Origin of the sequence: Streptomyces sp. BK340, assembly GCF_007827595.1 — a bacterium.
Lineage (GTDB): Bacteria > Actinomycetota > Actinomycetes > Streptomycetales > Streptomycetaceae > Streptomyces.
In genome coordinates this window covers 306890-326764 of sequence record NZ_VISR01000006.1, presented here as the reverse complement: position 1 = coordinate 326764, position 19875 = coordinate 306890, and the positions used below count along the sequence as shown (strand labels likewise).

The 19875-nt window shown below is 71.9% G+C and carries 16 protein-coding genes; 8 read left to right on the top strand and 8 right to left on the bottom strand.

Annotated features, from left to right (window positions below; genetic code table 11):
• Positions 1–122: 122 nt before the first annotated feature.
• The gene (locus tag FB157_RS15465; protein WP_145879953.1) at positions 123–1934 is read left to right on the top strand and encodes a caspase family protein; all 1812 of its coding nucleotides are present in this window, start codon (positions 123–125) and stop codon (positions 1932–1934) included.
• Here the strand turns inward: FB157_RS15465 and FB157_RS15460 are convergent.
• Genes FB157_RS15460 through FB157_RS15445 form a run of 4 tightly spaced genes read right to left on the bottom strand, consistent with a single transcriptional unit; the run spans position 1915 to position 8354 of the window.
• On the bottom strand, positions 1915–6051 hold the full coding sequence (locus FB157_RS15460; protein ID WP_145879952.1) for a CHAT domain-containing protein: 4137 nt from the start codon (positions 6049–6051) through the stop codon (positions 1915–1917). The genes FB157_RS15465 and FB157_RS15460 overlap by 20 nt on opposite strands.
• Before the next feature lie 35 nt (positions 6052–6086).
• Complete coding sequence (locus tag FB157_RS15455; RefSeq protein WP_145879950.1) at positions 6087–6497, bottom strand: RidA family protein; 411 nt, start codon at positions 6495–6497, stop codon at positions 6087–6089.
• A 28-nt stretch (positions 6498–6525) separates the two neighbouring features.
• On the bottom strand, positions 6526–7290 hold the full coding sequence (locus tag FB157_RS15450; RefSeq protein ID WP_145879948.1) for an IclR family transcriptional regulator: 765 nt from the start codon (positions 7288–7290) through the stop codon (positions 6526–6528).
• On the bottom strand, positions 7287–8354 hold the full coding sequence (locus FB157_RS15445; RefSeq protein WP_145879946.1) for a sugar kinase: 1068 nt from the start codon (positions 8352–8354) through the stop codon (positions 7287–7289). The genes FB157_RS15450 and FB157_RS15445 overlap by 4 nt, the downstream gene beginning before the upstream one ends.
• Before the next feature lie 124 nt (positions 8355–8478).
• Here FB157_RS15445 and FB157_RS15440 point away from each other — a divergent pair, with 124 nt between their 5' ends.
• Positions 8479–9756 carry an alanine racemase gene (locus FB157_RS15440; RefSeq protein ID WP_145879945.1) on the top strand — a complete coding sequence of 426 codons (1278 nt, stop codon included), beginning with the start codon at positions 8479–8481 and terminating at the stop codon, positions 9754–9756.
• A gap of 16 nt (positions 9757–9772) precedes the next feature.
• Positions 9773–11383: an amidohydrolase family protein gene (locus FB157_RS15435; RefSeq protein ID WP_145879943.1), complete on the top strand. Its 1611-nt coding sequence runs from the start codon at positions 9773–9775 to the stop codon at positions 11381–11383.
• A gap of 18 nt (positions 11384–11401) precedes the next feature.
• On the opposite strand, the gene FB157_RS15430 is transcribed toward FB157_RS15435, so the two are convergent.
• Both FB157_RS15430 and FB157_RS15425 read right to left on the bottom strand, forming a co-directional pair.
• Positions 11402–12235 (bottom strand): serine protease, encoded by an 834-nt coding sequence (locus FB157_RS15430; RefSeq protein WP_145879941.1) that lies wholly within the window; start codon positions 12233–12235, stop codon positions 11402–11404.
• Between the two features lie 151 nt (positions 12236–12386).
• Complete coding sequence (locus FB157_RS15425) at positions 12387–13076, bottom strand: hypothetical protein (protein ID WP_261386325.1); 690 nt, start codon at positions 13074–13076, stop codon at positions 12387–12389.
• Positions 13077–13202: 126 nt separating this feature from the next.
• Here FB157_RS15425 and FB157_RS15420 point away from each other — a divergent pair, with 126 nt between their 5' ends.
• From FB157_RS15420 to FB157_RS15405, 4 genes are all read left to right on the top strand, one after another.
• Positions 13203–14414 (top strand): pyridoxal phosphate-dependent aminotransferase, encoded by a 1212-nt coding sequence (locus FB157_RS15420; RefSeq protein ID WP_145879939.1) that lies wholly within the window; start codon positions 13203–13205, stop codon positions 14412–14414.
• A gap of 97 nt (positions 14415–14511) precedes the next feature.
• Positions 14512–14931, top strand: coding sequence for a hypothetical protein (locus FB157_RS15415; protein WP_145879938.1), 420 nt, complete (start codon positions 14512–14514; stop codon positions 14929–14931).
• Positions 14932–15426: 495 nt separating this feature from the next.
• The gene (locus tag FB157_RS15410; RefSeq protein WP_186581517.1) at positions 15427–15930 is read left to right on the top strand and encodes a tetratricopeptide repeat protein; all 504 of its coding nucleotides are present in this window, start codon (positions 15427–15429) and stop codon (positions 15928–15930) included.
• Positions 15927–17201, top strand: a complete 1275-nt coding sequence (locus tag FB157_RS15405; protein WP_145879933.1) for a glycosyltransferase — start codon at positions 15927–15929, stop codon at positions 17199–17201. The genes FB157_RS15410 and FB157_RS15405 overlap by 4 nt, the downstream gene beginning before the upstream one ends.
• An 82-nt stretch (positions 17202–17283) precedes the next feature.
• Here FB157_RS15405 and rfbD read toward each other — a convergent pair whose 3' ends face one another.
• Complete coding sequence (gene rfbD / locus FB157_RS15400) at positions 17284–18201, bottom strand: dTDP-4-dehydrorhamnose reductase (protein ID WP_145879932.1); 918 nt, start codon at positions 18199–18201, stop codon at positions 17284–17286.
• Positions 18198–19172, bottom strand: coding sequence for a dTDP-glucose 4,6-dehydratase (gene rfbB / locus FB157_RS15395; RefSeq protein WP_145879930.1), 975 nt, complete (start codon positions 19170–19172; stop codon positions 18198–18200). Before rfbB ends, rfbD begins: the two co-directional genes overlap by 4 nt.
• Positions 19173–19354: 182 nt before the next feature.
• Between rfbB and FB157_RS47935 the strand changes: the two genes are divergently transcribed.
• Positions 19355–19875 (top strand): hypothetical protein (locus FB157_RS47935; protein ID WP_222440936.1); only part of this gene is annotated, 521 nt, incomplete at its 3' end.

Genomic DNA, 19875 nt, shown 5'->3' with positions numbered 1-19875 from the left:
GAGAGTCATGGGTGGTGAGCGGTTGTGCGATGCACGGAAGTTGAAGGTTAGTGACGTCACGTCAAGAGTGCATCTCGGTAAGCCCGATTGACCCCTGAACGACACTGGCAGACTCTCTTCGCATGGGGAGGATCAAGGCGCTCCTGGTGGGCATCGACGACTATCCGGCGTCCGTGGCGAGCGCGCTCGGCGGCTGCGCGAACGACATCGCCGAGGCACATCGGCTGCTGACCGAGCTGGCGGGTGACCAGGCGGACGTCACCGTCCTGTCGGACGCCGACGCGACCGTGTCCGCCGTGACGGACGCCGTGCTGCGGCATCTGGGTTCGGCCGGTCCCGGGGACACCGCGCTGCTGTGGTTCTCCGGGCACGGCACGCAGGAGGCCGCCACCGGCGACGACCTGCTGATCGAGGCGACGGGCCTGAACCAGGCACTGGTGTGCGTGGACGGTCCGCTGCCCGACAAGCGGCTGGGCGCGCTGCTGGACCGGGTCGCGGCGGGCGGTGCCCAGGTCACGGCGGTGCTGGACTGCTGTCACTCGGGGGGCGCGACGCGGGAGGCGGAACTCACCGCGCGGTACGCGCCGCCCCGGCCGGAGTGGTACTTCGGTGCCCGCGCGCACGGCGGGCCACCCCGGCATGTGCTGCTGGCGGCGAGCCGGCTGGACGAGCCGTCGTACGAGGGCTGGTTCGAGGGGCGCCGGCACGGGGCGTTCACCCATGCGCTGGTCAGTGCGGTGCGCGCGGCCGGTCCCGGCGCCACGTGCCGCGAGCTGCTGGCGGCGGCCGCTGCCCGGGTGCAGCGGGCGGGCAGCACCCAGCATCCTGTGCTCTTCCCCGACCTGCCGGACGGTGCGGCGGACCGCCCGCTGCTGGGCGGCGCGCCCCGCACCGCGAGCCCGCACCTGCTGCGGTACGGCGCCGACGGCTGGGAGGTGGACTGCGGCGCGGTGCACGGGCTCCGGGAGGGCGGGGCCGAGGCGCGGGGCACCACCTTCGCGGCGCTGGAGGAGGGGCCCGGCCGGGGGGTCGTACGCGCGGTGGAGGTGTCGGCCGCGCGGACGCTGGTCACGCCGGTGGACTGGGACCCGGAGCCGGAGCTGGTGTATCCGGTCGCGCTGTCGGAGGTCGCGCTGCCGCCGGCCAGTGTGACGGTGGACGGATCACCGGAGGAGCACGGGTGGCTGGCCCGCGAACTCGGGCCGCTGGTGCGGCTGGTGGAGGGGCCGGAGGGGGCGCACGGGCTGCACTTCCAGGTGTGGGTGCGGGACGGGCGGGCGTACGTCCTGCGGCGCGACGGCACCGAGTTCACGGCGCCCCTGCCCTTCGCGGGTCCCGCGGACGCCGGGCGGGTCGCGGACTGCCTGGCCCACCTCGCCCGCTGGCACCAGCTGCGCGACCTCGCCCCGCGGCCCTCGCTGCTGGACGGGCTGGTGGAGCTGGAGGTCGCCCCGTGGGGCTCGGACGAGCCGCTGCGGCCGGACGCGTCCGGGGAGATCGTCTGCCCGTACACCCCGGGACCTGCCGGGCCGCGCCCGCCGTGGGTGTCGATCCGGCTGCACAACCGTTCCCCCGACCGCACCCTGTGGTGCGTCCTGCTCGATCTGACCGACGGCTACGCCTCCTCCTCGGTGCTGTATCCGGGGCACTTCATCGGTCCCGGCCGTACGGGCCACGCGCTGGACGGCGATCCCGTGCAGCTGTCGCTGCCCGCCTCCCTGGCCGCGGTACCGGGGACGGAGGGCCGGGACTGGCTCAAACTGGTGGTGTCCGACCGGGAGTTGAACGCGGTGCCGTTCCAGCTGCCCCCGTGGGAGACCGTCACCGGCCGCCGGATCCTGGGGCCCGTGCTGGGTGCGGCGGGCCGCTGGACGGCCGTGACCGTGCCGCTGCGCACGCTGGTGCCGGAGCCGGTCAGCGGCCCAGATGCGTGAAGCCGGCCCAGGCGCTCAGATCGTGCGGATCGATCCCGCGGGCCCGCTCGGCGAGGAACTCCGGGAGCTCGGGCGGTAGTTCGCGGTCGGGGTTGAGCATCCACAGCTGGGCGCGGCGCAGGGCGCGGGCCGGGGGTTCGCCGTGGGTGCGCAGGAAGTGGTGGGTGAGGTACATCAGCACCGAGGTCGCCTCGTCCGGGACCGGCCACAGCGAGCCGACGACCGAGCGGGCGCCGGCGGCGAGGAAGGCGGTGGCGAGACTGTAGGCCTCGTTGTGGCCGCGGCCCGAGACATGGCTGCGGCAGGCGGCGAGCAGCACGAGACCGAGCCGGTCACCGTCCGCGCCGGTGATCTCCTCGGCCGCCAATTGGCCTTCGTGCAGGGCGAGATAGGCGCTGCGGCGGGCGTTCTCGGCGACGGACGCGTGGCAGGCGAGATGCAGCACTGCCCCGTCCTGCGGCGATTCGCGCAGCCACCGCAGCACCTCGCCCGGGGTCCCGGGGCCGTCGGTGGGACCGGTCGTGCGGCGGCCCAGGAACCGGGCTTCGGGGTAGAAGGCGCGCTGCACGGCGTCGGCCTCCTCGCCCGCGTGGCGCAGGTCGCCGGTGGGGTTGCCGACGATCAGCGCGGCGCCGGTGTGCTCGGCGGCGGGGCGGGCGGCCACCTGGCACAGCAGGCGGGCCGAGGCGGCGTAGGAGATCTCGGCGGCCTGCAGCGCGTACTGCCGCCCACGCGGACCGCCCGGCTCCCAGGCCGCGTGCCAGGGCACGAGCCCCAGCCTGCCCATCGGCACCAGCACCAGCCGGGGCAACCGTCCGGCCGGCATCTCGAAGGCCTCCAGCAGCGGCCGCATCGCCGCGTACCAGGCCCACCCGCACAGCCGGTCGAGCCGGCCGCGGAGGGTGGCGGGCGCCGAGGGGCGCCAGCCGGGGACGGGACCGAGGTCACGCGGGGCCGCGTCGCGGGTCAGGCCTTCCCCGGGCCCGTACTCCTTCAGTGGTGCCGCGTCCTCCGTCAGCTTCGGCAGGGGCACGGCGTGTACCGCGCCCTGCGACGTGACGACCAGGGCGGTGCCCGGGGTGTCCTCCGTGCTCGGTACCAGGTAGACCAGGGCGTCCTTGGTGAGGCTGCGCAGGGCCTCGGCGATCTCGTCGGGGGCGGGCGGGTCGAGGAGTCGTGCCTGGTGGGTGCCGGTGAGGGCGGCCAGGACGCGGCGCCGCAGGGTGCTGGGCACGGTGAGCGGGGTCCGGACGGCGGTGACGGGGTCGGCGGACCGTTCGGCCGCGTCGGCTCCGGCGGTCCGCCACTCGGCCGCCAGGCCGGTGTGTCCGGTGGCGGTGAGGAGGTCGGGGACGGTCGCCGAGGTGAGGGCCGCGTGCAGGACCAGGCCCCGGCAGGCGTCCAGGGCCTGGAGGGCCTCCTCGGGGCGGTCGTCCTTCAGGCACCAGCCGGCCACCTGCAGCGCCGCCCTGGTGGCCTGTGCGGCGGCGACCGTCGCGTGGTCGGTGCCCGACTGCAGCAGGGCGGCCCAGGCATACCCGCGCAGGGACTTGAGGCCAAGGGCGCGGGCGCCGGCCCGGTCCCGGCGGTGCAGGTCGTCGCGGGAGCGGCGGGCCTGGGCGAGAGCGAGGCCGATGTCGGCGTAGAGCCGGTGCTCGGGGCCGCCGGCCTCCGCGAAGGCGCCCTCCAGCAGGGCGACGCCCTTGGCGAGGCGCTCGCGGCGGCGTACCCGGTCGATCTCCAGCTCGGACAGGGCGCAGTGGGCGATGCCCATGGCGTTCGCGTAGCGCAGGCGGCTGTCGCTGCCCGGTTCGCACAGCTCGTGGGCCTCCCGGAGCAGGCCGACGGCCGTCGCGATGCCCGGCCCGTCCTGCTGCGTGAGGGCCTGCATGAACCGGGTCATGCCGCAGTCGCCCAGCACCCAGGCCCGGTGGTCACGGGGCAACCGCCGTGCCTGGCGGCGCAGTTCGGCGGCGCTCGGGCGGGCCGCGAGCGGCCGCAGCGGGGGTACGCCGAGGTGCTGGGCGAGGTTGTCGCGCCCGGAGCGGGCGTTCTCCAGGAGGGTGAGGATCTCGATGCGGGAGGGGTCCTCGTCGCCCAGCGTGGCGTGGCCCTCGGTGAGCGCGGCGATATGGCCGTCGGCGGCGGCCAGGTCGCCGCGCCGGACGGCGGCGTGCGCGTCGTAGCCGGCCTGCTGGAGGTCCATCAGGCGGCGCAGGTGCGCGGGCAGGGCGGGGTCGGAGCGCAGCTGCCGCCAGGTCGCGGCGCCGGCCTCCATGTCGTCGCCGGCGCCGCCGGTCTGGCCGCGCTGGGTCTGGGCCACGAACCGGGCGAGGGCCAGGCCGTGCTCGGCCTCTTCGCCGAGGCCGCCGTCGGCCTCGGCCCGGTCGAAGTGGGCGAGCACCTCGTCGAACCCGGCGCCGGAGCCGCTGCTCATCTCCTGGTGCAGCCGGGCGACACCGGCGACGGCGTTCGCCGGCCCCTGCCAGGCCGGGTCCCGTTCGGCCCGTTCCAGGACCGCCTGCGTCAGCTCCCGCCGGTGCTCGGCGGTGACGTAGGTGCCGTCGGGGTCGACGAGGGTGAGGTTGCTCAGCATCAGCGAGGCGAGCTGGGCCCGGCCGGGGCTGCCCGGTTCGAGGGAGCGCAGCCGGGCGAGGGCCTGCTCGAAGCCCTGGATGCGACGGCGGGCTCCGACGACGTCCCGTTCCATGCCCCGCAGGAACTCCTCCCCCCCGAAGTCGACGAAGGCCCGGCCCTCACGGAGGTCGTCGAGCAGGCTGTCCCACGTCTGCTTCATCCGCTCGACGTCGAGTCCCTCCGGGCAGCCGTCGGTCTCGGGCAGCACCCCGTGGTCGGCGAGGGTGAACCGGGCCCAGCCGTCGAGCATGCGGGCGGACTGGAGCATGTCGTGGTTGCCGGTCCCGGAGTCCAGGACGAGACCGGCGGCGCGCAGCACGTCCCGGGCACGGTCCGGCCGGGGGTCGTCGTGGTGCCGGGACTGCTGGAAGAGGGCGAGGAAGAGCGCGGTGGCGCCGATGTCGCCGTCCCGTTCCGGCCGCCAGGTGTCGACGGCCCGGCGGACCAGGGCGATCCCGCGGTCCCTGCCCTCGACGTCGTCACGGGCGGCGGCCCGCTCGTACAGAAGGCGCCCGAACATGTCCAGGTACTGCGGCAGCAGCTGTTCCTCGGCGCCGGGCCGCTCCAGCAGGCGGCGCAGCTCGACCTCGGCGGCCAGGCTCTGGCCGACGTCCTTCCAGGTGGACCAGATCAGCGTCCGTACGAGGAGGGCGTTGACCTCGGCCTCGAACGCCCAGTCGGGTGCCGGTCCGCCCGCCCGGCGGGCCTCGGTGAGCGCGGTGTCGAAGGCGTCCCGGGCGCTCTCCAGTTCCTCCCGGTCGACCCGCACCCGGCCGCGCACCAGCGCGGCCAGGCCCAGGCTGTAGCGCAGGTGCGGGACGTCGGCGGGCGGGGCGGTGGCAAGGAGGGCGCGGTAGTGGCGGGCCGAGGCGTCGGCGGCGTCGAGGTCGCCGTGGAGCAGGGCCCGCCGCATGAACAGGTATCCGGCGCCGGCCTTCAGGTCGGCCTCCTCCTCGCTGCCGGGCTCCACGTCCTGAAGGGCGTCGTCGTGCCTGCGCAGCGCCTCCGCCAACAGCTCGCCGGAGCCGGGGTCGGCGAGGCAGCGCAGCTTGGCGCACACGGCGAGCACATGCCGCCCCCACACGCGCTCCCAGGCGAAGTCGGGGTCCCCGGCCGGCAGCCCCTCCACGCCGGCCGCCAGCAGCCCGAAGGCGTCCTCCAGCAGATGCCGCTCGCCCCGGTCCTCGTACTGCACGCCCCGCAGATGCCCGAACCTGACCCGCCAGGCCGACCAGAGCGGCTCGGTGCCCGGGGTGCGGAAGGCGTGCTCGAACGCCTCGACGGCCAGGGCGAGTTCCTCGTCCCGGCCGTCGTCCTCCCGTAGCAGGTACAGCCGGTGGCTCAGCTCTCCGGCGTACCCGCACAGCTCGGCGGTGTCCGGATCACCGGCGGAGCGCCGGGCCAACTCGTCGAGCAGGGCGTCGCGTTCGGCGGTGATGTCACCGATCGGGCCGGCCGGCGGGGAGGAGGAGAGGGTCACGTACCCATACTGCCCACAGGTGGGGGGAGGTGCGGTCAGCTCAGGACGGCGAGGGCATCGATCTCGACGAGGAGGCCGGCGGGCAGACCGACGTACACCGTGGTCCGGGCGGCGGGCGGCTGGGTGAGGCCCTGCTCCTCGAAGTACGCGTTGTAGATCTCGTTCATCTCGGCGAAGTGGTCCACGTCCGTCAGATAGACGCGGATCATCATCACGTCGTCCCAGCTCGCGCCGCCCTCTTCGAGGATCGCCTTGACGTTGGCGAGGGTCTGCAGGGTCTGCTCGCGCAGGGTGGGACCGGCCGGTGTCGGGGGCCTGCCCTCCTCGGCGGGCAGGAAGCCGACCTGGCCGGCGACCTGGAGGATGTTGCCCTTCTTCACGCCGTGGGAGAACTGCGCGGGCGGGGTGGTGTGGGTCTTCGGGGTGAGCGCGATCTTCTCGGTCATTCGGGGGTGCCCTTCGCTGGCGTGGCGGTCATTCGGGGGTGCCCGTCACCGGCGTTCTTCCGGAGTACTCGCCGCTGATCGCGTCCGCGGTGCGGCGCACCTGCGGGAGCAGGGTGAGGAGTTCCTCGGCGGTGACGACGACGTTCGGCGCGGACACCGACAGCGCGGCGACCACCCGGCCGTCCGCGCCGCGCACGGGGGCCGCGACACAGTTGATGGACTCCTCGTGGCCGCCGAGGTCGGTGGCCCAGCCCTGTTCGCGCACCTGCTCCAACTCCCGCAGGAACGCGGTGGCGTTGGGGGTGGAACGGGCCGTGTACAGGGGATAGTCGAGCTTGTCCGCGAGGGCGCGGCGCTCGGGTTCGGTGAGGTCGGCGAGGAGCAGCTTGGCGACGGCGGCGACCGTGATGGCGACGGGCTTGCCGATGCGCGAGTACATGCGGACCGGGTAGCGGCTCTCGACCTTGTCGATGTACAGCACCTCGTTCTCCTCGTACACGGCGAGGTGGACGGTGTGGCCGCACCGCTCGTTGAGGCGGACGAGGTGGGGGTGGGCGATCTCGCGGATGTCGAGGTTCTCCATCGCCTCCTGGGCGAGGGCGAAGAGGCGGGCGCCGAGGCGGTAGCGCTGGTCGGACTGGCGGTAGACCAGGCCGTGCTCGTGCAGGGTGCGCAGGAGGCGCAGCGCCGTGGACTTGTGGACGCCGAGCCGGTCGGCGACCTGACCGAGGTCGGCGGGGCCCTCGGCGAGCAGCGGCAGGATGCTCAGGGCGCGGTCGACGGTCTGACTCATGGGGTGTTCGCCTCCTCCGGGGCCTCGTCGGCTTGCGTCCAGCCGGGGCCGAGTCGAAGTCTCCCCCATGCGTCGTCGGCCAGGGCGGCGAGCCGGTCGGCGTGGCTTCGGGCGGCCGGGGCGGCCAGGTCGCCGGGGGCGGTGAGGGCGGCTGCCGCCATGAGGTGGCCGTGCCGGAGGCGGTCGCGCATCGGAAGTCCACGGAGGGTGCCGGAGAGGAATCCGGCGGCGAAGGCGTCTCCGGCACCGACGTGGGAGACGACATCGACCCGCGGTGCCCGGACGAGGGTTGCCGTACCGTCGGCGTCCTCCATCCCGTCGGTGTTCCTGTCGAACGCGGCCGCTCCACCCCTGCCCTGCTTCACGACCACGACCTCCGGCCCGGGCAGCGCCTCCACGATGGCCCCGCCACCGCGCAGCCCCCAGGCCTGGCGCGCCTCGTCGTGTCCCACGAACACGATGTCGGCCGCGCGCGCCAGCTCCAGCAGCACCCGGGCGTCATCGGTGTCCCGCCACAGTCCGGGCCGGTGGTTCACGTCGAAGGAGACCAAGGGCCGCCCCTCGCCGGGCCTCACCAGCTCGCGTACCAGTTCCAGGCACCCCTTCGACAGCGCCGCCGTGATCCCCGAAAGGTGCAGCACCCGCGCCGCCCGGACCGCCTCCAGGTCGATGGTGTCCACGGTCATCGCGGATGCCGCCGACCCCGCCCGGTAGTACGCCACCTCGTGCTCGTCCGTCGCCCGGTCCCCCGCCGTGCGGAAGTACAGGCCGGTCGGGCGTCCCGGGTCCCGGCGGACGTGGGCGACGTCGACGCCGTAGGACCCGATCGTCTCGACCAGGTGGTCCCCGAATCCGTCCGCCCCCACCCGGCTCACCCAGCGCGTGGAGTGGCCGAAGGCCGCCAGCGCGCAGGCGACGTTGGACTCGGCTCCGCCGGTCCCGCGCTCGAAGGAGGGGACGTCGGCGAGGCGGCCCGGGCGGCTGGGGAGGAAGGTGACCATGGACTCGCCGAGCGCCACGACGTCCACAATGTCGGGGGCCTTGCGGGCTCCGGTGGCGGTCACGATCGTCGTAGCTCCTCGGTGGTGGGAGTCCGTTGACCCCGCGTGGCCGAGATGTTAGACAGCAGTGAGCGACATACGCAATGAACGTTGCAGATAGTGCAACGCGCCAGATGGGAGAGGCCTCATGGCCCAGGAAGCCGGTACCGAAGCACTCGCCCGACTCGCCGGGGAACGGGTCGACCACCGCTTCAAGGGCCTCCCGCCGGACGCCGTGGGCCTGACCGTCGCCGAGCTGGCCGCCCAGCGCCGCAACCTCTTCACCGACGGCTTCACCACCCCGGTGCTCGCGCTCTCCGCCGAGCGCCTGGAGCACAACCTGCGGCTCATGGAGACGTACGCCGCCCGGCACGGCCTCGCCTTCGCCCCGCACGGCAAGACGTCCATGGCTCCCCAGCTCTTCCGGCGCCAGATCGAGCACGGCGCGTGGGGCATCACCCTCGCGGTGCCGCACCAGGTGTGGGTGGCCCGGGCGTTCGGGACCGAGCGGATCTTCCTGGCCAACGAGCTGGTCGACGCGGTGGCCCTGCGCCGTGTCGCCGCCGACCTGGCGGCCGACCCCGGCTTCCGTTTCGTCTGCTACGTCGACTCCGTGCGCGGGGTCGAGCTGATGGACGCGGCCCTGCGCGGCGCGGCCCGCCCGATCGACGTCGTGGTGGAGCTGGGCGCGGGCGAGGGCGCCCGTACCGGTGTGCGCACGGAGGCGGACGCGCGGGCGGTCGCGGACGCGGTGGCGGGTGTGGAGACGCTGCGGCTGGTGGGCGTGGCGGGCTACGAGGCCCAGGTGCCCGGCGCCGCCCCGGAGCCGGTACGGGCCTGGCTGGGCCGGATGGTCGCGCTCGCCGCGGAGTTCGACAAGGCCGGGCTGTTCGCCGGGGCCGAGGAGATCGTGGTGAGCGCGGGCGGCAGCGAGTGGTTCGACGCGGTCGCCGACGTCTTCGCAGACGTCCCCGAACTCTCGCTGCCCGTCCTCAAACTGCTGCGCTCGGGCGCGTACGTCTCGCACGACGACGTGCACTACAGCAGGCTCACCCCGTTCAACCGGGTGCCCGAGGAGGGCGCGCTGGAGCCCGCGTTCCGGCTGTGGGCGCAGGTCGTCTCCCGCCCCTCCCCCGAGCAGGCCTTCGTCAACGCGGGCAAGCGGGACGCCGCCTACGACCTCGACCACCCGGTGGCCCACGTGGTGCGCCGGGACGGCCGCGAGCACCCGGCGGCCGGCATCGAGGTGACCGCCCTGTCCGACCAGCACCTCTGGCTGGGCACCGGCCCCGAGGCGGACGTAGAGGTCGGTGACTGGATCGGCTTCGGCCTGTCCCACCCCTGCACGTCGTTCGACAAGTGGCAGCTGATCCCGGTGGCCGAGGCGGACGGGACGGTCGTCGACTTCATCCGTACGTTCTTCTAGAGAACCGGGGAGTGCCGTGGAGGACCTCGTCATCCGTGACGCGGACGTCGTCGACGGCAGCGGTGCGGACTCCTACCGCGCCGATGTCGTGGTCGACGGCGGCCGGATCGTCTCGATCGTCAAGGAGGCCGCGGCGGCGGGCTGTCAACGGCCCCGGGCGATGCGCGAGCTGGACGCGGAGGGGCTCGTCCTGTCCCCCGGCTTCATCGACATGCACGCCCACTCCGACCTGGCGCTGCTGCGCGATCCCGACCACAGCGCGAAGGCCGCGCAGGGGGTCACACTCGAAGTCGTCGGCCAGGACGGTCTCTCGTACGCGCCGGTGGACGACCGCACCCGGGAGGAGGTCCGGCGGGCGATCACCGGCTGGAACGGCTACGGCGACGATCTCGACCTGGACTGGCGGACGGTCGGCGAGTATCTCGACCGGCTGGACCGGGGCATCGCCGTCAACGCGGCCTACCTGGTCCCGCAGGGCACGGTCCGCGCGCTCGCCGTCGGCTGGGAGGACCGCCCGGCCACGCCCGCGGAGCTGGACCGGATGCGGCAGCTGGTGGCGGAGGGGCTGGAGCAGGGCGCGGTCGGCCTGTCCTCGGGACTGACGTACACACCGGGGATGTACGCCGCGGACGCCGAACTGACCGAGCTGTGCCGGGTGGTGGCGGAGTACGGCGGCTACTACTGCCCGCACCACCGGTCCTACGGCGCCGGCGCCCTGGAGGCCTACGCCGAGATGGTGGCGCTGACCCGGGCGGCGGGCTGCCCGCTGCATCTGGCCCACGCGACGATGAACTTCGGCGTGAACAGGGGCCGGGCGCCCGAACTGCTGGCCCTGCTCGACGAGGCGCTGGACTCCGGCGCGGACATCACACTGGACACCTATCCCTACACCCCCGGCTCCACCACCCTGGCCGCGCTGCTGCCGAGCTGGGCGGGCGAGGGCGGCCCGGAGCGGGTCCTGGCCCGGCTCGCCGACCCGGCGACGGCCGCACGGATCCGGCACGACCTGGAGGTGACCGGCGCGGACGGCTGCCACGGCGTGCCGGTGGAGTGGGAGACGATCGAGATCTCCGGCGTGACCGCACCGGCCCTGGCGGACCACGTCGGCCGTACCGTCCGGGAGTCGGCGGACCTGCGCGGCGAGAGTCCCTGGACGACCGCGCGCCGTCTGCTGGTACACGACCGGCTCGGCACGACGGTCCTGCAGCACGTCGGCCACGAGGAGAACGTCCGCACGATCATGCGGCACCGCGCCCACACCGGCGGCTCGGACGGCATCCTGCGGGGCACCAAGCCGCACCCGCGGGCCTACGGCACCTTCCCCCGCTATCTCGGGCACTACGTACGGGAGTTGGGCGTGCTGACGCTGGAGGAGTGCGTCGCGCACCTCACGGCGCGGCCCGCGGCCCGGCTGCGACTGCCGGACCGCGGGCTGGTGCGCGAGGGTTACCGGGCCGATCTGGTGCTCTTCGACCCGCGGACGGTGTCGTCCCGCGCCACCTTCGCCGAGCCCCGCACGCTCCCGACCGGGATTCCGTACGTCCTGGTCGACGGCAGGTTCGTCATCGAGGACGGCCGGCGGACGGACGTGCTGGCGGGCCGGGCGGTGCGCCGTACACCGGTGTGACCGCCCGGCCCGGAGGGACTACGGCTTGGGCAGGGTGCAGCCGGAGGCGCTCAGGTTGAGCTTGTTGCCGGTCGTGAAGCAGGCCGGGATCTGGTAGGTCTCCTCGGCGTAGTTGATGCCCTCGCGGACGGTCACGTTGCCGCTCTCGTCCACCTCGCACGGGTTGTTCTCGGTGCAGCTCTCGCCGTCCTCGTTGCCCGTGTTGTTGACGGCGACGACGTTGCCGGTGGCCGTGTCGATCACCGGGGAGCCGGAGGTGCCGCCGATGGTGTTGCAGGCGGAGGTGTAGCGCATCGAGTCCTTCCAGGTCCAGCCACCCTCCTTGAGCCGGTACACGAACCCGTCCACGTTGCAGCTGTAGGTGCGCTTCCAGTAGCCGGAGACGACCTTGATGGCGGTGCCGGTGGCCGGGTGCGTGTTCTGCACGGTGAGCGGGCTGATGCCGTACGAGCTCTTGATCGCCGCGTAGGTCGTGGTCAGCCGGTAGATCGTGACGTCCGTGTCCGTCATGGTCGAGTAGACGACCTGGTTGGCGCGGAGCGTGGCGATCCGGCTGCCGGAGGCGTTCAGGAGGCCGAAGCTGCGGCTGGACGACTGGCCGGTGATGACCTCGCCCGGGTCCGGGAAGCCGGTCTCCAGGCAGTGGCCGTTGGTCATCACGAGCGCCGGGTCGCTGTCCGCGGAGTTCGGGAAGCGCATGACGGAACCGGAGCAGTTGCTGAGCGAGACGGTGCCGGCGTAGGTGACGGACACCGCCTTTGCCGTCTTGCCCTGGGGCGCGGCGACGGCGGGGGTCGCGCCGAGCCCGGCGATCGCCAGGGCGGACAGCGCGGCCAGGAGAGGCTTGTTCATGTGGGGGTCCCCTCTGCAGACATAAGCGACCGGAGATCTTCCGGCCGCCCACTGTCTTGTCATGAGCATTCTCATTAGAGGGGCATGGGTGGGCAAGGAGTTGTATGCGAACTGTTTTACCGACGGGGCGTCAATCCCGGGAATCCCGGGATCATCTGGGCTTCCTTCCGCCACCCCGGCCGTGCCCGTGGCCGCCGGGCACGGTCGTGGTCGCGGTCGCCGACGGGACCGCCGACGGGGTCGTCGCGGTCGGGCTGGGGGCGGCGGAGGTCTGCGCGCCCGGAGAGGCGGCCTGGCTCGCCGGACCGGCGGCCGGGGGCGCGCTGGACGTGGGCGCGGGGGACGGCGAGGTCCCGCCCGGGGTGCCTGCGGTGGCCGTGGCACTCGGCGCGCCGCTGTCCTTCAGCGTCGTCGCGGCACCGGAGTCGTCGGCGGAGACGCGGCCGCCCTTCGCGGGCTGCTGTCCCGCCGGGGAACCCGAGCCACCCGTCAGACCGGCGATCACGGCGACGACACCGGCCGCCCCGAGGACCCCCGCGACGGCGACCCGCCGCCGGCCGCCCTGCTTCCTGCGGCGCCGGAGATCGGCCCGGCCGCCGCCCGGCACATGAGGAGGCGGCCCGGCGGGACCGTCCGGCACGGACACCGCGGGCACCGCGGGCAGCTCACGGGTCTCGTCGTAGGCGTTCTGCCAGCCGTGGGCGGCGGCAGGGTCGGCGTACTCCTCGTACGACGGCGCCGGGGCGGCATGCGGGTGGTACACGTTCGACGGCTCCCCCGGCTCGCCGCCCGCTCCGTGCGCGCCGTACGTCTCCGCCCCGTGCTCACGATCGGTGGACATGGGCGGGAATTGTAGAGACGCGTGTGACTCCTGAGACAGCTACCGGCGATAACAGCACAAAGCTCCGAGTCTCACGTGTCGGAAAACACGACCCGTGAGGCGTTACCGGGCCGTAAGCTCACGGGCATGCAGGTGATCCAGTCGACCAAGCTCTCCAACGTCTGTTACGAGATCCGGGGCCCGGTTCTCGAGGAGGCTATGCGCCTGGAGGCAGCAGGTCACCGCATCCTGAAGCTCAACACGGGCAACCCGGCCGCCTTCGGCTTCGAGTGCCCGCCGGAGATCCTCGAGGACATCCTCCGCAACGTCTCCACCGCGCACGGCTACGGCGACGCCAAGGGCCTGCTGGCCGCGCGCCGGGCGGTCGTCATGCACAACCAGACCCTCGGCATCGAGACGGACGTCGAGCACGTCTACATCGGCAACGGCGTCTCCGAGCTGATCGTGATGGCGATGCAGGGCCTGCTGGACGACGGCGACGAGGTCCTCGTGCCGGCCCCCGACTACCCCCTGTGGACGGCGGCCGTCTCGCTGTCCGGCGGTACGGCGGTGCACTACCGCTGCGACGAGCAGTCGGACTGGATGCCCGACCTCGCCGACGTCGAGCGCAAGGTCACCGACCGCACCAAGGCGATCGTCATCATCAACCCGAACAACCCCACGGGCGCGGTCTACGACGAGGCCATGCTCAAGGGGCTGACGGACATCGCCCGCCGTCACAACCTGCTGGTCTGCTCCGACGAGATCTACGACAAGATCCTCTACGACGGCGCCACGCACACCCCGACGGCCAAGATCGCCCCCGATCTGCTCACCCTCACCTTCAACGGCATGTCCAAGGCGTACCGGGTGGCCGGCTACCGCGTCGGCTGGATGTCGATCTCCGGCCCGCGCGCGCACGCCGACTCCTACATCGAGGGCCTGACGATCCTGGCCAACATGCGGCTGTGCGCCAACATGCCGGGCCAGCACGGTGTGGTCGCCGCGCTCAGCGGACGCCAGTCGATCAACGATCTGGTGCTGCCGGGCGGCCGACTGAAGGAACAGCTGGACGTCGCCTACGAGCTGCTCACCCAGATCCCTGGCGTGACCTGCGTACGACCCAAGGGCGCGCTGTATCTCTTCCCGCGTCTCGACCCCAAGGTCTTCAAGATCAAGGACGATCGGCGGATGGTGCTGGACCTGCTGCGCCAGGAGAAGATCATGGTCGTCCAGGGCACCGGCTTCAACTGGCCCGAGCCCGATCACTTCCGTGTGGTGACCCTGCCGTCCGCCGGCGATCTCCGGGACGCGGTGACCCGGATCGGGAACTTCCTGGACGGATACAGCCAGCCGTAGCAGACGGAGACCGACGGACCGCAGTCCGTGACATGACTCAACTTTAGACGAAATCCAAGCTAGGATGGTTTCCTGTCAGAGCACAGGAGGCCATCCCATGTACGAACCGATCCGCACCAAGTCGGTCCACAGCACGATGGCCGGCACCCCTTCCGACTTTCCGCACCGGTCGCGCGAGGAGGAGCTGGACATCCAGCTGGCCGGACACCTCTCCGCGCTGCTCGCCGTCACCGACGACCTGTGCTCCCTGACCCCGTCGACCGATCTGGACGCGGCCGCAGAACGCCTCGCCGGCGAGGTCGGCCGACTGCGGGGAGGACGTACGCCATTGCGTGCGACGCCGACCGCGGCCGGTGACCCCGCCGCCCTTCACCAGCGCGCGCACGCTCTCGCCGGCCGCGCCCTCGTGGTCGCCGCCTCCCGGGCGGACACGGCGGCGGCGATCCTCGCGGCCGAGCGGATGGACGCCCACGCCGCCGCCCTGGCCGACCCGAAGGAACTCAGCGCGGCCCACTGACCCCGCCTCAGGGGCCCCCCGATCGGCCCCGGTCCGCGTGCACCCGCAGCGACGCGCGGACCGGGCGCCATGACCCGTGGCGTGACACGCGGAACAACTCGTCACCTGCAAGCAGCCGTTGACGCCGGTCCTGGATGCCGCGCCTCGGCTCTTGGCGCATCTCCTTCCCTCTCAGGGCATTGATGCCTGCATTCGGGTGGACTGCACACCACAATTGCCTGCCAAACGGCTGCATCATCACGAACGACTCGTAACGTCGGTGGAAATAATGGTGGTTCGGACTTCAGCACTGTCGGCACCGCCACGTTCTTTTCGGTGCCGACTGCCCGAGGTCAACCACATCCGTGGTCCCTCACTATTTCTACGAGATGTGAAAAAATGAGACGCAGGCGATTGTGGGCGGGACTTACCGGTGCGGCCGCGGTTGCGACCGGGGTGACCGCCTGGGCAGTTCAGTCACACCCGGCAACGACCCCGGAATCCGAGGACCTTTCAGTGAACCGAAAGGTCCAGGAGGCCAGTACGCTTTTCCAGAGCGCATTGCTGCAGGAGAAGTACCAGGATCCCGAAGGGGCGGCCAGAACCTACCAGCGGGTCCTGCAGCTCGACCCTCGTAACAAAATGGCCTGGTACAACCTGGGGGTCATCGCGCAACGGGACGGCAGAACAGCCGATGCCCGTGAGTCCTACGACAAAGCTCTGAAGATCGATCCGAAGTACGCCTCGGCCCTCTACAACGAGGCGATCCTGCTGAAGTCGAGCGACACCGACCGCGCCGTCGAACTCCTGAAGCGTGCCATCGCCGCAACGCCCAGGGCCTCCACGGCCCATCTCCAACTCGGCTGGATTCTGGCGCAGAAGCACCGTACCAACGAGGCCGAGGACGAGTTCCGCCGCGCCGTCGCAGCCGATCCCTCGCTGCTTTCCCAGGTCCCGGAACAGTTCCGGGACGACGTAAGCCCCACACCGAACTCAAGTCAGGCAGGTGCCACCGGATGACGTCGACCGCAACTCCCAGGTTCTCCGTCTTCACCCCCAGCCACCAGCCCCGTTTCCTCGACGAGTGCCTCAAGTCCCTGCAGGCACAGACCTGTCAGGACTGGGAGTGGATCGTCCTGCTCAACAACGGCGCCCGGTGGCGGCCGGAGCGACACGACGACCGGGTCCGGGTGGAGATCGCGGACAGTATCCGCGGTGTCGGGGCGGCGAAGCGCAGGGCCTGCGAACTGGCACGCGGCGAGGTCCTCGTCGAACTCGACCACGACGACCTCCTGGCGAAGGCATGCCTGGCGGAACTGGCCAAGGCGTTCGACGCACATCCCGAAGCCGTCTTCGTCTACAGCAACACCGCCCAGATCACCGAGGACGGCAAGCGGGACGACAGCCGCTTCAACGAGGCGCACGGCTGGAAATACGAGGACGTGCGCGTCGACGGCCGCAAGCTGCTCCAGGCCGTCTCCATGGAACCGACGCCGCACAACGTCTCCTACATCTGGTACGCGCCGAACCACGTGCGGGCGTTCCGCAAGGACAGCTACGTGAAGGCCGGCGGATACGACGCCACGCGCACGGTGCTGGACGACCAGGACCTGATGTGCCGTCTGTTTCACCTCGGCGACTTCCACCACATCCCCCGCTGTCTGTACCTGCAGCGGATGCACCCCGCGAACACCCAGCGCGATCCGCAGATCAACGCGCACATCCAGCGTGAGACGGTCGCCCTGTACGACAAGTACATCGAGGCCAACGCCCTCGCCTGGACGCACCGGCGCGAACTCCTCGCGCTGGATCTCGGCGCGGCCCACCGGAAGCCGCCCGGCTATCTGGGCGTGGACCAGTACCCCGGTGAGGGCGTCGACATCGTCGCGACCCTGCCCGGAAGGCTCGACCTGCCCGACAACTCGGTCGGTCTGATGCGGGCGGTGGACTTCCTGGAGCACGTGCCGGCGAAGGTGCCGCTGATCAACGAGCTGTACCGGCTGCTGGCACCGGGTGGCATGCTCCTCACCATGACGCCCAGCTCCGACGGCCGCGGCGCGTACCAGGACCCGACCCACGTCGCCTTCTACAACGAGAACTCGTTCTGGTACTACACGGACAACCAGTACCGTGCCTTCGTGCCCGAGATCGAGGCCAGGTTCCAGTCGTCACGGCTGGTCACCTACTTCCCGACCGAGTGGCACTCCCGGAACAACATCTCCTACGTCGTCGCCAACCTCATCGCGATGAAGGAGGGCTCCGAGCGGTGCGGAGGACCGCTGCTGGTCTAGGGCCGGCACGCGGAAGAGGAGCGCCCTGCGGACCGTCAGGTCCCGCAGGGTGCTCCGGTGTTCGGGGTCTTGCTCCCGCCGCTCAGGACGACGGACGTGCGCTGTTCGTGCGTGCCGCCGCGACCAGAGCGGTGAAGGGGGGCGTCACGAGGGCCGCAGCCAGTTGGTCGTCCCAGCGCGGGAGGGGGGCGAGGCCGCATCGAGCCCAATTGCCGTGGCCGAGGACACCGAAAGCCGGCCGGGCTGCCGGGCGCGGGAACTTCTCCGAGCCGACCGGACGGATCCGCTCCGGGTCGAGACCGGCGAGGCGGAAGGTCTCCCGCGCCAGGCCGTACCAGGTGGCACGACCGGCCGCCGTGCCGTGGTAGGTACCTGCCGGCGCCTGCCCGGCCAGGGCCGCACGGCCGAGGGCTGCCAGCTGCTGGGCGAGTGCGCGGGACCAGGTCGGCTGGCCGTGCTGGTCGGCCACCACGTCCAGGGTTTCGCGCCGGCTCGCCAGTTCGAGCATGCGGGCCACGAAATTGGGGCCGTGCGCGCCGTAGAGCCAGGCGGTGCGCACGATGTAACCGGTGTGCGGCAGCAGTTCGGCGACAGCCCGCTCCCCCACGGCTTTGCCGCGCCCGTACGCGTTGACGGGTGCCATCGGCGCGTCCTCGGGGTAGGGCCGTCGGCTGTCGCCCGGGAACACGTAGTCGGTGGAAACGTGCAGCAGGAGCGCGCCGCTGTCCGCGCAGGCCTGTGCCAGGTGGCGGACGCCCGTGCCGTTCACGGCCGTGGCTTCTGCCTCGGACCGCTCGGCGCCGTCGACGTCCGTCCAGGCCGCGCAGTTGACGACCACACGGTGGCCTGTGACGGCCGCACGGACGGCGACCGGGTCGGTGACGTCCAGCTGGTCACGGCCCAGTCCCGTGACCACGGCGCCCGGATGGGCCGCGAGCACGGCCAGCACGTCCTGCCCGAGGAGCCCGCGCGCGCCGGTAACCAGCCATTCGGTGCTCACCGGAGCCCGGCCCTCTCCTTGAGCGGCGCCCACCAGGAGCGGTGTGCGCGGTACCAGGAGACCGTCGCAGCCAGACCCTCGGCGAAGTCCACCTGCGGTGTGTACCCGAGCTGTTCGCGGATCTTGCTGTCGTCCAGCGAGTAGCGCAGGTCGTGGCCCTTGCGGTCGGCCACGTACGCGACCCGGTCCCAGCCCGCGCCGACCGCGTCCAGCAGCAGGCCGGTGAGCTTGTGGTTGCTCAACTCGGTCCCGCCGCCGATGTGGTAGACCTCCCCGGCCCTGCCGCCGTCCAGGACCAGGTCGATGCCCCGGCAGTGGTCGGAGACGTGCAGCCAGTCGCGCATGTTGCGGCCGTCGCCGTACAGGGGAACTTCCTGCCCGTCGAGCAGGTTGGTGATGAAGAGCGGGATGACCTTCTCGGGAAACTGGTACGGCCCGTAGTTGTTCGTGCACCGGGTGACCACGACGTCCAGGCCGTGGGTGCGGTGGTGGGCGAGCGCCAGCAGATCGGAGCCGGCCTTCGAGGCGGAGTAGGGGGAGTTCGGCGCGAGCGGCCACTCCTCGGTCCACGAGCCTTCGCCGATCGAGCCGTACACCTCGTCGGTGGAGACGTGGACGAAGCGGCCGACGCGGTGGCGGCGGGCCGCGTCCAGAAGCACCTGGGTGCCCATCACATTCGTACAGACGAACGGACCGGCCCCGTCGATAGACCGGTCCACATGCGACTCCGCCGCGAAATGCACCACCGCGTCCTGACCCGCCATCACCTGGTCGACCACGTCCGGGTCACAGATGTCGCCCCGGACAAAGGTGTAACCCGGGTGTTCCGCCACCGGCGCCAGATTGGACTCGTTTCCCGAATAGGTGAGTTTGTCGAGAACGGTGACACGTGCAGCCGGATCGGTTCCCATCCGTTGGCGGACATATTCCGAACCGATGAATCCGGCGCCGCCGGTCACGAGGATACGCATGACTCTCCGATTTTCTCTTCACTCAGCGTTCGGAACCGGTGACATTCCCGGCTGCGGGCACCCACCCCTCACGCTACTCAAGGCCGCGGGACGTTCCCGGCAGGCTGGGCCGATTCAGGACGATGTCGTCGAACTCGACGCCGCGTGTGCCGCGAGGCCGGAAGCGGGGCGGAACGCGGGCGGTGCCCCGAGGCCGAAGCCTCGGGGCACCGTCACTCTTTCCGAAGTGGAGCGGGCAGTCAGTACCCCACCGCCGCTCACGCTACGGGTCAGGGGCTGCAGATCACGAAGGCCTGCACGCCGGCGGGATCGGTGGTGGCAGCCGTCCACGCTGTGGCAGGGCTGCCGCCGGTCGGCTGGCTCTGGTACACGGTGCCAGTGGGGGTGAGAGTACCGGCCTGGTATCCGCCGCCGAGGGCCTGGCCCGTGGTGCAGGTGGCAGTCGACGTCGGTCCCAGAGGTCCGGTCACGACGGCGGTGGTACCCAGGGCACCCTGCGCGCCCTGGAAGCCCTGCGGACCCTGCACACCGACGCCCTGGACACCCTGGGCACCAACATCGCCCTGAACACCCTGGAAGCCCTGCGGACCCTGGACACCGACGTCACCCTGGACACCCTGGGCACCAACATCACCCTGGACACCCTGGACACCGACGTCACCCTGGACACCCTGGAAGCCCTGCGGACCCTGGACACCGACAT

Coding starts and splice junctions, on each gene's coding strand:
- FB157_RS15465 (WP_145879953.1), top strand. CDS start 123: ATGGGGAGGATCAAGGCGCTCCTGGTGGGCATCGACGACTATCCGGCG.
- FB157_RS15455 (WP_145879950.1), bottom strand. CDS start 6,497: ATGACCGAGAAGATCGCGCTCACCCCGAAGACCCACACCACCCCGCCC.
- FB157_RS15450 (WP_145879948.1), bottom strand. CDS start 7,290: ATGAGTCAGACCGTCGACCGCGCCCTGAGCATCCTGCCGCTGCTCGCC.
- FB157_RS15440 (WP_145879945.1), top strand. CDS start 8,479: ATGGCCCAGGAAGCCGGTACCGAAGCACTCGCCCGACTCGCCGGGGAA.
- FB157_RS15430 (WP_145879941.1), bottom strand. CDS start 12,235: ATGAACAAGCCTCTCCTGGCCGCGCTGTCCGCCCTGGCGATCGCCGGG.
- FB157_RS15425 (WP_261386325.1), bottom strand. CDS start 13,076: ATGTCCACCGATCGTGAGCACGGGGCGGAGACGTACGGCGCGCACGGA.
- FB157_RS15420 (WP_145879939.1), top strand. CDS start 13,203: ATGCAGGTGATCCAGTCGACCAAGCTCTCCAACGTCTGTTACGAGATC.
- FB157_RS15415 (WP_145879938.1), top strand. CDS start 14,512: ATGTACGAACCGATCCGCACCAAGTCGGTCCACAGCACGATGGCCGGC.
- FB157_RS15405 (WP_145879933.1), top strand. CDS start 15,927: ATGACGTCGACCGCAACTCCCAGGTTCTCCGTCTTCACCCCCAGCCAC.
- rfbB (WP_145879930.1), bottom strand. CDS start 19,172: ATGCGTATCCTCGTGACCGGCGGCGCCGGATTCATCGGTTCGGAATAT.